This is a genomic window from Cellvibrio zantedeschiae (genome assembly GCF_014652535.1).
In the GTDB taxonomy this organism is placed as follows: domain Bacteria; phylum Pseudomonadota; class Gammaproteobacteria; order Pseudomonadales; family Cellvibrionaceae; genus Cellvibrio; species Cellvibrio zantedeschiae.
In genome coordinates this window covers 1,169,845-1,182,514 of sequence record NZ_BMYZ01000001.1, presented here as the reverse complement: position 1 = coordinate 1,182,514, position 12,670 = coordinate 1,169,845, and the positions used below count along the sequence as shown (strand labels likewise).

Genomic DNA, 12,670 nt, shown 5'->3' with positions numbered 1-12,670 from the left:
CAATGAACGCCACTCCTGATTTGCCACCAACCTACTACCTCTCCAATTTTACGTTCCTTGTGGATTGGGTTGCCGTACGCTACGAAGATCTTCTGACTCAAGAAGAGCGAGACTTTGCCGACACTTTTCAACACCTTCCTCTTCATAGTCAATGCTTGTTTGTCCGTTTATCCAGCCGTAAAGGTCCCTTTTTTCGCGCGGATAAAATCAATTACCCTGAAATAAATTCTCTTGAAGATGCAGCGAAATATTTAATTGAATGTGGATTTATAGATATACAAGTACTTTTGTCATTTCATGAAGTTGCACATCTATTAACAAAAGCTGAGCTTGTTGAGGCTTTTTCCGTCAACAGCAAGTCGGAACGAAAAAGTAATTTAATCGACCAACTAGCACACCTTTATCCCTCAACGAAAGAATGGCAGCAATGGACCAATAAACAACTTGGTCTGGTTTATTGCTTAAAGACCCAACATATCATTGATAATTTTCTATTGTTATTTTTTGGCAACTCGCATCAAGACTTAACAGAGTTTGTGTTGCAAGACATTGGTTTATTCCGTTATGAAAATTACACCATTGATGAGCAGCATCGCATTTTTAAAACTCGTGAAGAATTGGAACTTTATAAGCACCTGATAATTCTGCGTGAACAATTAGAATTGGCAAGTACACACGAGAATCTTGTTGAAATTGCCCGGCAAATACCAGACTCAATCCAAGCTCACACATTAAGACGCCGGCGATCAAAATTATGCAACCAACTTGCGTATAAGTTTGAACGACAGCATCAAGTTGATTTAGCTCTCAGCTTATATAGGCAAAGCGAATTGCCGCCTGCACGTGAGCGTCAAATACGATTATTGGAGAAACAGGAAAAGTACCTGGAAGCATGGGACATGCTAGAGTCCTTACTCACAGCTCCTGTTGATGAACAGGAATTGCAAATCGCTGAGCGAATTTCGCTTCGACTCGCTAAAAAATTAGGGAAAAGTTATTCAAAAAAAACGCCGTCATCCGTAACAGAACGATCTTTGACTTTAGTTAACCCCTATAACATTTCCGGCACGCAGCAACTAAACGTTGAAGAAATTGTGCGCTTGCATTTTCATTCCACCGAAGCGCCCTGTATATATGTCGAAAACCAGTTACTCACCGGTCTTTTTGGATTGTGGTTATGGCCGGAAATGTTCCGCAGCCTGGACGGAGCCTTTGCCAATCCGTTTCAATCAGCGCCGCTGGATATGTACGAAGCAAGCTTCTCACTTAAACGGCCACGCATTACCGAATTGTTTTGTTTATTTGAAGATGGTTACCACAAACAGCACATACGCGACATGTGGAGGATGAAACAAGGTTTGGCCAACCACTTTGTGAACTGGCATTTTTTTAACGAGGAAATCTTGAATCTCGCGTTGGAAGTTATTCCTGCACAACATTTAGCGTTAATTTTTAAGCGCATACTATTTGACGTGCGAAATAATCGCAGCGGTTTACCCGATTTAATTCAATTTTTTCCAGATAAAAATGACTATTTAATGTTGGAGGTAAAAGGCCCAGGGGACCGCATCCAGGACAATCAACGACGCTGGCTCGACTTTTTCTCTGCAAATAAAATTCCCGCTGAGGTGGTATATGTTAGCTGGCAATAAATCAAAAATTGTCGCTGTCAAAACCTTGGTAGAATTCGCTGCAAAGACAGGCAGCATAGACCGAAAATTCACCCCATCACCAACTGGACTGGAGGGTATAGAGGGACACCAACGAGTTACGGCCAATCGACCCGATGATTACCAAACTGAAATCAGCCTAAGTATTCAATTTAACGATCTCACTTTTCGTGGCAGAGCTGATGGCTATTCACCAGTAACTGGTTGTATTGAAGAAATTAAAACTTTTTACGGTGATGTCGAGAAAATTCCTCATAACCACCGCCAACTACATTGGGCGCAAGCTAAATGTTACGGGTGGATGATGTGTGCGCAGTCGAAATGTGATTCTATAAAAATTGCTCTCATTTACTTTAATTTAACTGATCAGAAAGAGTATCGTTTTGAAGAAATGTGGAGCGCGCAGGACTTACAAAATGACTTCGAAATATTGGCCGCTAAATATTGCGCGTGGCATGCCAAAATTAATTTACGACTTCAACGCCTTGAACCTTGGATTGATCAACTACAATTTCCGTATGAAACCATGCATAGTTCGCAACGACTCATGGCGGAAGCTGTTTATAAGTCTGCCGTCACTGGCAGAGTTGTGCTAGCTGAGGCACCGACTGGAACAGGTAAAACGCTGGCTGGATTATTTCCAGCAATCAAAGCAATGACTCGCACTGAGGTCAATAAAGTTTTTTACCTCACCGCAAAAACTACTGGTAAGCAATTGGCGCTGGAGAACATCCATCTGATAGCCACCGATTCGCAAAACATTCCTCTGCGAACACTGGAATTAACTGCGCAAGAAAAATCCTGTTTACAACCCGAAAAGCAATGTAATGGTGATGACTGTATTTACGCATTTAATTTTTACGAAAAATTGGAGGCAGCTCGGGAGGCGGCCTATGGATATCCTGTCTTACATAAAAATGCATTAGCTGAACTCGCTCACGAGTTTGAGATCTGTCCTTTTTATTTGAGCATAGAGATGAGTCGCTGGGTCGATATTATAATTGCAGACGTAAACTACTATTTTGACGGAACCCCTTTGCTGTTAGGATTAACCCAGGAATTTAATTGGCGGCCTTATTTATTAGTTGATGAAAGCCACAACCTGATTGATCGCGGCCGTCAAATGTACTCAGGTGAGTTAGATCGCAAGCAACTGCTCAGCGCCAAAAAATCTGCCCCTGCCTCAATTAAAAATCCATTAAACACCATCAATAAAATTTGGTTAAAACTAATTAATGAGTTCGGCCATCAGAATCTGGCTATCATCCCGGCACTACCGGAAAAATTCAGTTTAGCCTTGTTGGAATTCACCAATAAATATATTGAGTTACTTCAACAAAACCCTGAGCACCCCATTCAACGCACACTAGCACATGAATTCTTTTTTGCTGCACTTCAGTTTCAAAAAGTACTTGAGGCTATTGGCGACGACTTTTGTATTGATTTGCAATCCCTAAACACAAAAGCAGAAATATTGACCGTAAGAAACTTGATACCGGCACGCTTGCTGGCACAACGTACAGAATATGCGCAAGGTGCCTGTTTTTTTTCTGCAACCTTGCACCCAGCTCATTACTACCAATCCCTGTTAGGGCTGCCAGATGATTGCGTGCACATTAAAGTCCCCTCACCTTTTCATCGTGATCAATTAACTGTCAAACTCGCACGCAACTTATCAACCCGGTTCAAAGATCGGCTTGCTGCTATAGAACCTATTTGCAATTTAATTTGCGAACAACTTACAGATAATCCAGGCAACGCAATTGCGTTCTTCCCAAGTTATGAGTTTCTACAAAAAGTTGAAGAGCGCTTGCAGTTCAAACTTGCAAATCAACACATTAAAATAGTTGCCCAATCGCGGCAAATGAATGAATCCGAAAGACAAGAATTTATCGAGCAGTTCAATCAGCACAATAATGTATTAGGACTCGCGGTATTAGGAGGGGCTTTTAGCGAAGGTATTGATCTTGCTGGTGATGCATTAAAGGGGGTGTTTATAGCGACCTTGGGGTTACCACAAATGAATCCTGTAACAGAACATCTACGCAATGTTATGCAAACAAAATTTCAGCGCGGCTATGATTTTACTTACACCTACCCCGGCATTCAAAAAGTCATTCAAGCTGCGGGGCGAGTTATTCGCACCAAAACCGATACAGGTTATCTATGGCTTTTAGATGAACGCTTTCAACAGAGCGATATCAGGAAATTATTACCTGATTGGTGGAACATCAGTAGTGAAAATGTGAAGCTCACAAATGAAAAACCCCGGATGTCTTAAACAATCCGGGGTTTCTTTTATATGGCGGTGAGAGAGGGAGTCGAACCCTCGATACCTTGCGATATACACACTTTCCAGGCGTGCTCCTTCGGCCACTCGGACATCTCACCAATTAAAACTTTTTAAACTAAATTCAATACCGTGTTTTTAACAGCACGCCTGCGTGCTCGTTATCAGCCTTCGGCTGTTGTCTACGTAAAACTCCGACTCGGCCACTCGGACATATCACTAATCTTCACATAGCAATCATCTTCAGACCCTATGTAAGGGGGCGCAAATGTACACAAGGACACACTAAAAGGCAATATTATTTGTCAGGCCATTTAGCAAAAAATCTGGTCACATCTGTTTCCGGGGCCGCAGGAATATCGGCTGCGGGAGTCCCTACGTAAATAAAGCCAATGATCTCCTCCAATCCTTCCAAACCCAATGCTTGTTTGACATTTGCGTCATAAGCTAAATCACCTGTTCGCCACACTGCACCAAAATTAAGGCTAAAAAGCGCGTTCAGGATATTCTGGGTCGCAGCACCGCAGGCAAGAAGCTGCTCTTGCTTGGGGACCTTAGGATGATCCTGACATTTAGCGATTGAGATAATAATCATCGGTGCCCGGAAAGGCATATTTTTGGTCTTTTCGACAATCGAGGGAGAAATCTCAGGATTTGCGGCAACCAAGGCATTCACTAATACCGAGCTTAAATCGTTTAAACCATCACCTTCGATAACCAAAAAGCGCCAAGGTTGTAATTTGCCGTGGTCTGGAGCCCGGGTGGCAGCTTTAAATATCTCCAATAACTGCCCTTCATCGGGAGCTGGCGCTACCAATTTGGTTATAGATACCCTGTTCTGCAAAAGCTGTAATGCGTCCACTAACACCTCTTATCCGGCTTATCACCAGATTTAATAAACATTGAAATTCGTATATCCGCAAACTCTGTACCATAATAAAGGCTTGCAGGCAGAGACGCTCCTAACAGCGCGAACCCAATAACGAGTCAAACCCATGCAGGTACCCAACGCCCTTATTATCGTCGTGGCAGAAATTAACATAGTACTCTTGTTGTGTACTGTGTTTTTTTTCTTTCATTCGCGCAAACTCAAGTCGCTGGTTCGCCGCCAACAGGAAAAGCTATTAGAGCTCCTGAAAGCTCAACAAAGCCCCCAAGCAGAAGTCCCAACGCCATCCCTACCAGCCTCAGGAAACTACAAGTCCTATTTAAATGAAGAGTTAGACGCTACCGCGGCTGAATTTTCCATCCATGCGCCCGACGGTGATATAGCCCTGGAGCTACCTGCAGACAGCTCATTAATGCAACGAATTTTAGCCTTGCGTTACGCCTTTTTACGTGCGGAAGAATTGGGCACCACTGAAGACCGGGGAACAGCAGAATACTGGAGCATCTTTTTACAAGCTTTAGAACCTTTACTGGCGGGTCACCAAGCAGACAACTCTAGCGAAGAGTTAGAAACGGCCAAAAAGCGCATCGAAAATCTCGAGAAATTTAAACGTTTGTTTTTCGATATGGAAAAGCAATGGGCCGCAGCACAAGCAAATGCCCAGGATTATTACGCCCAACTACTAGTTCTTTCTGATGGAGTTAGCGACCGCGCAGCATTCAATGATGTTTTGGAAAGCTATCACGGGGTGTACGATAGCATCCAACAAAACATAACCCAGGTAATCCAAAATCCGGATTCATTTACCCATAAAACGATTAACATCACGCGACAAGATCCACGTGCGGCAGAGGAGATCGTAAAACTGCGTAATGTTGCTGCTGATCAGCATCGCATCATAAATGACTTACAACGCAAGCTTGTTGAAGCCAGTACCACTGAAGAAAAAGAATTAATCATCCAGGAATTACAGCAGCAACTGCAACGTCAAATTCGCTTCGTGCAAGAATCAGAAACATGCATTCAATTGCTGGAAGACGAACTGGCAAAAGCACATGAAGAAATTTCGTTACAAGAAAAAACGCTGGATGAAACCAGTGCCCTGAGTGAAGAAAATAAACAAATTAAAAATGCACTGCATAACTTTACGCTGGAAAGTAAAGACTTGGTGAGCAGCATCAATGAGTTGGAACAAGAAAATGATTCCCTCAAACAAAACATGCGTCAACCGGCACCCAGCGCTAACATTGTTGCAGCCCAACCTGAAGCCGCCAAGATGCAATCAGAATTATCCGAGCTTAAAAAACAATATGCTGAACTTGAAGAAAAATATCTTGATTTAAAATTAGGTCAATAAATTGAGAAAGACCATAAGTGCGCTCTCAGTTTTTAATAACCTTAATTGCAATGATTTGAATTTAGTAAGCCATTTTAGCATTGATCATCCAATAGACATTTAATACAAAAGAACGTTTAATATGCCATCAGTCATACCGGTTTATAAGCACTCCAAACAGAAAATAATTACGCGTCTCACCAGGCCTTAAAAATGACCAGCAAGCAAGAAACATCCTCCCTTCAGGCGGAATCACCTCAGCAACAGTATTATTTTCGTACGCTAATATGCTTTGCGGCCGCGGGGACTCTAGCTTCCTACATCAATTGGTCAAATGTTAGCCCGCTTTATAGCGCAACTATTGTTGCCTTATTGATATACGCCTACGGCACTTATCATTTCACGCACAAACAAGCAGCAGATACACTGGCGAAAAGCTCACGCTGGTTATCCTATGTTGATGCCGGACTCATTGGTTTGGTTTTAAGTTTTACCAATTTCAGCGTTTTGCCCTGCGTACTTTTTTTAACCATGATTCAGTTCAATGCGTTAATTAGCGGAGGGCTAAGAAAGTTAATGGAAGATAACTCCGCATTTGCGGTGGGGATTCTAGTAAGTTTTATTTTCCATGCGCCTAGTTTTGTCTTATCAACCAGTATTGAAATAAGCCTTTCCAGCCTCATTGGTATTGCCGCCTATTTTCTGGTGTATGCCGTTTATATGCACAATCGCTTTCACAAGCTTTCCATTTCACAAAAACAACTGGAAAACGAACAGAAGTGGCACAAGATCCGCGCGTACAAGCTGTCTCGTTATCTTCCGCCCACGGTGTGGAAAGCTATTAACCAAGGTAAAGATGAAACCCTGCAAGCTGAACGTAAAAAAATCAGCATTTTCTTTTCAGACATCAAAGACTTTAGCCAACTCGCGGAAGAGATTGAAGCTGAAGCATTAAACGAATTACTCAATCATTACCTCACTGAGATGTCTAAGATAGTCACCCAACACGGAGGTACTATTGATAAATTCATGGGTGACGCGATTATGGTGCTCTTTGGTGATAGTAATAGCCAGGGCGTGAAAGCAGATTGTGTTCGCTGTGTATCCATGGCTGTTGCCATGAAAAAGAAAATGCGCTCTCTGCAATTAGAGTGGTTCAACCAGGGCATTAAAAAGCCGCTGCAAATACGCATGGGAATTAACACCGGCTACTGCACCGTTGGCACATTCGGTACATCAAGCCATCTGGACTACACAGTACTGGGCACTCAGGTGAATCTGGCGAGCAGATTAGAGTCAGCAGCAGAACCTGATGAAATTTTAATTTCTCATGAAACCTGGTCACTTTGTAAAGACACTATCATGTGCCGTGACAAAGGCGAAATTCAGGTGAAAGGTTTTGCACAGCCGATTAAGGTTTACCAGGTTGCAGACCTGCGCAAAGATTTGGGCAAAAACCAAAGTTATTTTGAAGATCGTGCTGAAGGATTCTCCATGTATTTGGACATGGATAAAGTGCGTAATTACGATAAAGAAAAAGTTATCGAGTCTTTGGAAAAAGCCGCTAGCAGATTACGCGATAAAGTAATCATTTAAGGTCATTGCCTTAGCAATCGACCTACCGCTGGCTTGGCACCTTTTTCTGATGACCTGAAGGGATTAATATCCAAACCACCACGACGCGTATAACGCGCATATACACTTAAAAACTCAGGTTTGCACTGCGCCAGAATATCCGTAAATATTCGTTCAACACAATGCTCATGAAAGTCTTGATGCTCACGAAATGAAACCACGTAACGCAGCAGATTTTCGTGATTTATTTTTGCCCCTTCATACTCAACAATCACACTCGCCCAATCAGGCTGGCCAGTCACAGGACAATTACTTTTTAGCAAATGACTGCAGAGCGTTTCTTTAACAGAACAAGACGCGTCAGCAGTCAAAATATCAGGCTGTGGATGATAGGCATCAACTTCGATATCCAAACCATCAATACAAGTTGCGTTAAAGGTAAAATCAATCAACAGGTTTGAATCACGCAAAGGATGCAAACTTACACTTACATCAGCACCTGCCGCTGCAGATAAATCTTTTAACAGTAGTGTTTTAACTTCATCGAATCCTGAAAACTTTGTTTGATTCAACGAATTCAAATACAACTTAAATGACTTGGATTCGATAATACATGGACTATCAAAAGGAATAACAAATTCTGCTACAGCTACCTCTGGCTTCCCTTTTAAATTCAACCAGGACAATTCATATCCCGTCCAAATATCGTGGCCATAAAATGGCAGCTGCTCGCTGAGCCCAAGCGCCTTTCGAGACTCAGCGCGCGCAATTGGAAACAATAAGCTCGCGTCGTAGCTGGAAACATAGGAGCTTTTTTGCCCCAAAGGGCTGGAATCAATTGAATGTGCCATCAATATCTCATTAAGCGCGCAAACGCTTACCAGTTTTTAATAAATGTAAACTCACCACAAACAATACTATTACTCCTAAAAGCAAACCAACAATTGCGTTTACAATGTTGATATCACTTACGCCGAGTATTCCGTATCGGAAAGCGTTAACCATATGCAGTATAGGATTCAATCGCGAAATATGCTGCCAAATTTCGGGAAGCAAACTGATTGAATAAAAAACGCCGCCAAAATATGTGAGCGGGGTTAGGATAAATGTTGGCACTATGGAGACATCATCAAATGTATTGGCGTAGACAGCGTTGATAAAACCTGCAAGTGAGAACAACATGGATGTAAGCAAAACTATCGCAATGGTGATAGACCAACTGTAAATGTGCAGATCAGTAAAAACTAATGACATAACAGTCACAAGCAAGCCAACGCACAATCCGCGCGCAACACCACCCATGGTATAGCCAAGCAGGATCACATAATTAGGTGTAGGTGACACCAGAACTTCTTCTACACTGCGCTGAAACTTCGCACTAAAAAAGGAGGACACAACATTTGAATAAGCGTTGGTTAACACCGCCATCATGATCAAACCAGGTGCCACAAATTGAATATAACTAAAGCCGCCCATATCCCCAATGCGGCTACCGATTAGCTTTCCGAAAATCACAAAATACAATGCCATGGTAATAACCGGCGGCAAAAGTGTTTGGACCCAAATACGGGTAAAGCGCTTTATTTCTTTACGCAAAATTGTCGTAAAAGCAATCCACTGTTCTTTGTATTCCATCTTATTGCCCTCCACCATTAGCTGCCGATTGGGCGATCATGGATACAAACATTTCTTCCAAACGATTGGCCTTGTTGCGCATGCTGATAATGGAAATTTTTTGTTCACTCAAGGCAGAAAATACCTGATTTAGCGATTGGCCTTTTTCAACTTCAACCTCAAACGAGTGATTATCTATTTTTTGAACATCAAAACCAGAAATTGAAAATTGTTCCGGCAAATCCGCAGCAGCATCAAAAATAAAAACTTCTTTATTCAACCCTTGGAGTAAGTTTTTGACGCTGGTATTTTTAACCAGCAAACCCTTATCGATAATCGCCACATTACGACACAGGCTTTCAGCCTCCTCAAGATAATGAGTGGTCAATATAATCGTCGTGCCTGCTTCATTAATTTCTCGCAAAAAATCCCACATGGAACGACGCAATTCAATATCGACACCTGCGGTAGGCTCATCAAGAATTAACAACCTCGGTTCATGAACCAGTGCCCGAGCAATCATTAACCGGCGCTTCATCCCACCAGAAAGCATTCTTGCTGGCGTGCTACGTTTATCCCATAAGTTAAGTTTTTTGAGATATTTTTCTGTTTGGCTTTTTGCATAATCACGCGGCAAACCGTAGTAACCAGCCTGCTGCAATACAATATCTTCTACTTTTTCGAACAAATTGAAATTAAATTCTTGCGGCACAACGCCCAAATATTTTTTGGCTTGCGAGAAATCTGTATCTATATTGACTCCAAAAATTTCTACATCACCCGCCGTTTTACGCACTAGCGAACTGATGATGCCGATTGTGGTAGACTTGCCGGCACCGTTAGGCCCCAGCACTGCAAAAAAATCACCTGGCATAACATCTAAAGAAATGCCTTTTAATGCTTCAAATTTATTGTTGTAAACCTTGGTGAGATTTCGAATTGAAAGTGCTGCAGACATAGCGCCTCTTTTTCAATGAATGTGTATTCAATAGAACTAAAGTAACGAACGAGCTTGAACAATGAACGATTACGATAAGGCATATTTAGATTTTCATATGCGTCTTTTACACGCATTTATAGAGCGAGCAAAAGAACAACCGCCCTTCTGCCTTGAAGACAACACACAAGAAGATCGGGATTTTTTTCTTGAATTATCGGAACTGCCCAATAGTGGGGGCGCAGATCTTTTATTACAAGGGCAACATCTATTTTGCAGAATTGTAGCAGCCTATCCGCATCTTATGCCTTTGGTCCCCAGGGACTTATTATGGTTTTTTGGCGGGGATTGCCTGCACTACATGCCAGATGAAGAAATTCGTATTTTTCAGGAGCTCGATGAGCTACGTCAGAATGCAAGCGAAACACAGGAGCCTTTTTCCTATGAAAACGCACGTTTGAAATCTTTGGGATTACACTAGAAGAGAGTCGTCAGGGAAGACAAAACTAAAGGACTTGATGAGAAACTGGAGCGGGAAACGAGACTCGAACTCGCGACCCTAACCTTGGCAAGGTTATGCTCTACCAACTGAGCTATTCCCGCTTAAATGGCGTCCCCTAGGGGGTTCGAACCCCTGTTACCGCCGTGAAAGGGCAGTGTCCTAGGCCACTAGACGAAGGGGACAGATGGAACTCCGTCTTGGTAAACAGAGCAATACAACATAAAAAATTGGAGCGGGAAACGAGACTCGAACTCGCGACCCTAACCTTGGCAAGGTTATGCTCTACCAACTGAGCTATTCCCGCAGTGGTATCCCCAAGGGGAGTCGAACCCCTGTTACCGCCGTGAAAGGGCAGTGTCCTAGGCCACTAGACGATGGGGACCCAGAATCCTCCCGCTTGGACGTTTGTGACGTCGTCTGCAGAAGTGGGGCGCATTCTAAGGAGCAGACCCTACTCTGTCAACACTTTTATCTCGAATTTTATAACTTTGGAAACAAGCACTTAGCTCAATGATTACAACTGCGTATTACATAATCTATTTGGTTATTTAACAGTGCTATACTTGGCACATGTAATTACTTTTTAGAAATAAGCTCATGTCTATATTCATTGTTGCCGCTGTTCTCGCCCTACTGCTCGCCATCGCAGGCTATGCATACATTACGCAATCGATCGAAAAAAAACGTATTCAGAAACAGCGCATCCTCATGACCCTGAAAACCAAACAGCGCAACCTCATACATTTAATTAATGGATTCCCACCCAATTTTTTAACCGGTGAGTTATTGAGCCTGGTTTATCGCGCATTAATAGACACCTGCGAACAACTGAGCAAAATTGAGCCCAAAGATCAGCGGCATCTTGATGACATCACGCTCTATAACAACCAGTTGGATACATTGCCAAAAAATAACACCGCACAGCGTGCGCGTGTTGAAAACCCGCAGGCAATGAAAGAGATACGGCAGCACCTGCAAGAACTACAGCATTTCCTGGTGCAGCAAGAAGCCTTAAAGATCATTAACAAAGTGCAATTCGGCGCTTATACAGATCAAGTGAAACGTCTGAGCCTACAAATGGCGGTAGATGCCTACCTGTATCACGCAAAACTGGCGCAACAAGCCAACAAGCTTCGCCTTGCCATTCATTACTTCACGCTTGCTAAAAAATTATTGATCGCAGAAAACACGACTCGCGGATACGACAAACAAATTGCGCAACTGGAAGAAATTACCGCTAAGTTGGAAGAGAAGGCTCAGTTAACTGGCGAGGTTTCAGCTCCTGCCGAAGTAGCCACTCCCGATCCCACCGCAAAAGAGTGGGAAAACTTCACCCCACCAGATGGTGATGCATGGAAGAAAAAGCAAATCTACGATTAATCCAGAACTCGCTTATTCTTTCTGCAGGTCGATTGATGCCGAGTTAATGCAATAACGCAATCCAGTTGGTGCCGGGCCATCAGTAAATACGTGCCCCAAGTGAGAACCGCATTTTCGGCAAACAACTTCTGTTCGAAACATCCCATGACTCGTATCGAGAATTTCCTTAATGACCTCTTTATTAGCTGGCTGATAAAAACTTGGCCAGCCGCAGCCAGCATCAAATTTAGTATTGGATGTAAATAAGGGCTCAGCACAGCCGCGACACAAATAGGTACCATCACTAAATTCATTCCAATATTCACCTGTAAAAGGACGCTCAGTACCTTTCTGACGGCAAATACGGTATTGCTCTGGAGTTAGTTTCTCCAACCAATAAGAGTCATCGTTAAATTGTGATTCAGACATAATGATTTCCTTGACATAGGCGGCTGCAAACACCGATTATTCGCGGCTCGCAATTCAAATTTCGTTACC

At 42.8% G+C, this 12,670-nt stretch carries 11 protein-coding genes and 5 tRNA genes; 6 read left to right on the top strand and 10 right to left on the bottom strand.

The window, feature by feature from the left end:
• Positions 1-2: 2 nt before the first annotated feature.
• Positions 3-1,652, top strand: coding sequence for a VRR-NUC domain-containing protein (locus IE104_RS05275; protein WP_189416491.1), 1,650 nt, complete (start codon positions 3-5; stop codon positions 1,650-1,652).
• Entirely contained in the window at positions 1,636-3,951 is a 2,316-nt protein-coding gene (locus IE104_RS05270; protein WP_189416490.1) for an ATP-dependent DNA helicase, read from the top strand. The genes IE104_RS05275 and IE104_RS05270 overlap by 17 nt, the downstream gene beginning before the upstream one ends.
• A gap of 22 nt (positions 3,952-3,973) precedes the next feature.
• Here the strand turns inward: IE104_RS05270 and IE104_RS05265 are convergent.
• Positions 3,974-4,061 (bottom strand) — tRNA-Ser (locus IE104_RS05265).
• Positions 4,062-4,258: 197 nt separating this feature from the next.
• Positions 4,259-4,822 carry a nitroreductase family protein gene (locus tag IE104_RS05260; RefSeq protein ID WP_189416488.1) on the bottom strand — a complete coding sequence of 188 codons (564 nt, stop codon included), beginning with the start codon at positions 4,820-4,822 and terminating at the stop codon, positions 4,259-4,261.
• Positions 4,823-4,955: 133 nt separating this feature from the next.
• On the opposite strand from IE104_RS05260, the gene IE104_RS05255 reads away from it, so the two are divergent.
• Entirely contained in the window at positions 4,956-6,206 is a 1,251-nt protein-coding gene (locus IE104_RS05255; protein ID WP_189416487.1) for a hypothetical protein, read from the top strand.
• 192 nt (positions 6,207-6,398) lie between these two features.
• On the top strand, positions 6,399-7,781 hold the full coding sequence (locus IE104_RS05250) for an adenylate/guanylate cyclase domain-containing protein (protein ID WP_189416485.1): 1,383 nt from the start codon (positions 6,399-6,401) through the stop codon (positions 7,779-7,781).
• Between the two features lie 2 nt (positions 7,782-7,783).
• Here IE104_RS05250 and queF read toward each other — a convergent pair whose 3' ends face one another.
• Genes queF through IE104_RS05235 form a run of 3 tightly spaced genes read right to left on the bottom strand, consistent with a single transcriptional unit; the run spans position 7,784 to position 10,332 of the window.
• The gene (gene queF / locus IE104_RS05245; RefSeq protein ID WP_189416484.1) at positions 7,784-8,611 is read right to left on the bottom strand and encodes an NADPH-dependent 7-cyano-7-deazaguanine reductase QueF; all 828 of its coding nucleotides are present in this window, start codon (positions 8,609-8,611) and stop codon (positions 7,784-7,786) included.
• 10 nt (positions 8,612-8,621) lie between these two features.
• Positions 8,622-9,395, bottom strand: a complete 774-nt coding sequence (locus IE104_RS05240; protein WP_189416482.1) for an ABC transporter permease — start codon at positions 9,393-9,395, stop codon at positions 8,622-8,624.
• 1 nt (position 9,396) lies between these two features.
• A complete protein-coding gene (locus IE104_RS05235; RefSeq protein WP_189416481.1) occupies positions 9,397-10,332 on the bottom strand; it encodes an ABC transporter ATP-binding protein in 936 nt (311 codons plus the stop codon).
• A 61-nt stretch (positions 10,333-10,393) separates the two neighbouring features.
• Here IE104_RS05235 and IE104_RS05230 point away from each other — a divergent pair, with 61 nt between their 5' ends.
• The gene (locus IE104_RS05230; protein ID WP_229837615.1) at positions 10,394-10,792 is read left to right on the top strand and encodes a PA2817 family protein; all 399 of its coding nucleotides are present in this window, start codon (positions 10,394-10,396) and stop codon (positions 10,790-10,792) included.
• Positions 10,793-10,838: 46 nt separating this feature from the next.
• On the opposite strand, the gene IE104_RS05225 is transcribed toward IE104_RS05230, so the two are convergent.
• The 4 genes from IE104_RS05225 to IE104_RS05210 all read right to left on the bottom strand — a co-directional run bounded on the left by IE104_RS05225 (position 10,839) and on the right by IE104_RS05210 (position 11,195).
• A tRNA-Gly gene (locus tag IE104_RS05225) sits at positions 10,839-10,914 on the bottom strand.
• 5 nt (positions 10,915-10,919) lie between these two features.
• Positions 10,920-10,995, bottom strand: a tRNA-Glu gene (locus IE104_RS05220).
• A gap of 46 nt (positions 10,996-11,041) precedes the next feature.
• Positions 11,042-11,117: transfer RNA gene (locus IE104_RS05215), tRNA-Gly, on the bottom strand.
• Positions 11,118-11,119: 2 nt separating this feature from the next.
• A tRNA-Glu gene (locus IE104_RS05210) sits at positions 11,120-11,195 on the bottom strand.
• A 215-nt stretch (positions 11,196-11,410) separates the two neighbouring features.
• On the opposite strand from IE104_RS05210, the gene IE104_RS05205 reads away from it, so the two are divergent.
• Positions 11,411-12,193, top strand: coding sequence for a hypothetical protein (locus IE104_RS05205; RefSeq protein WP_189416479.1), 783 nt, complete (start codon positions 11,411-11,413; stop codon positions 12,191-12,193).
• 12 nt (positions 12,194-12,205) lie between these two features.
• On the opposite strand, the gene msrB is transcribed toward IE104_RS05205, so the two are convergent.
• Positions 12,206-12,601: a peptide-methionine (R)-S-oxide reductase MsrB gene (msrB, locus tag IE104_RS05200; RefSeq protein WP_189416478.1), complete on the bottom strand. Its 396-nt coding sequence runs from the start codon at positions 12,599-12,601 to the stop codon at positions 12,206-12,208.
• Between the last annotated feature and the right edge of the window lie 69 nt (positions 12,602-12,670).

What these genes read in the sequence shown, in the direction of transcription:
- IE104_RS05275 (WP_189416491.1), top strand. Translation starts at nt 3, where the DNA reads ATGAACGCCACTCCTGATTTGCCACCAACCTACTACCTCTCCAATTTT.
- IE104_RS05270 (WP_189416490.1), top strand. Translation starts at nt 1,636, where the DNA reads ATGTTAGCTGGCAATAAATCAAAAATTGTCGCTGTCAAAACCTTGGTA.
- IE104_RS05255 (WP_189416487.1), top strand. Translation starts at nt 4,956, where the DNA reads ATGCAGGTACCCAACGCCCTTATTATCGTCGTGGCAGAAATTAACATA.
- IE104_RS05250 (WP_189416485.1), top strand. Translation starts at nt 6,399, where the DNA reads ATGACCAGCAAGCAAGAAACATCCTCCCTTCAGGCGGAATCACCTCAG.
- queF (WP_189416484.1), bottom strand. Translation starts at nt 8,611, where the DNA reads ATGGCACATTCAATTGATTCCAGCCCTTTGGGGCAAAAAAGCTCCTAT.
- IE104_RS05240 (WP_189416482.1), bottom strand. Translation starts at nt 9,395, where the DNA reads ATGGAATACAAAGAACAGTGGATTGCTTTTACGACAATTTTGCGTAAA.
- IE104_RS05235 (WP_189416481.1), bottom strand. Translation starts at nt 10,332, where the DNA reads ATGTCTGCAGCACTTTCAATTCGAAATCTCACCAAGGTTTACAACAAT.
- IE104_RS05230 (WP_229837615.1), top strand. Translation starts at nt 10,394, where the DNA reads ATGAACGATTACGATAAGGCATATTTAGATTTTCATATGCGTCTTTTA.
- IE104_RS05205 (WP_189416479.1), top strand. Translation starts at nt 11,411, where the DNA reads ATGTCTATATTCATTGTTGCCGCTGTTCTCGCCCTACTGCTCGCCATC.
- msrB (WP_189416478.1), bottom strand. Translation starts at nt 12,601, where the DNA reads ATGTCTGAATCACAATTTAACGATGACTCTTATTGGTTGGAGAAACTA.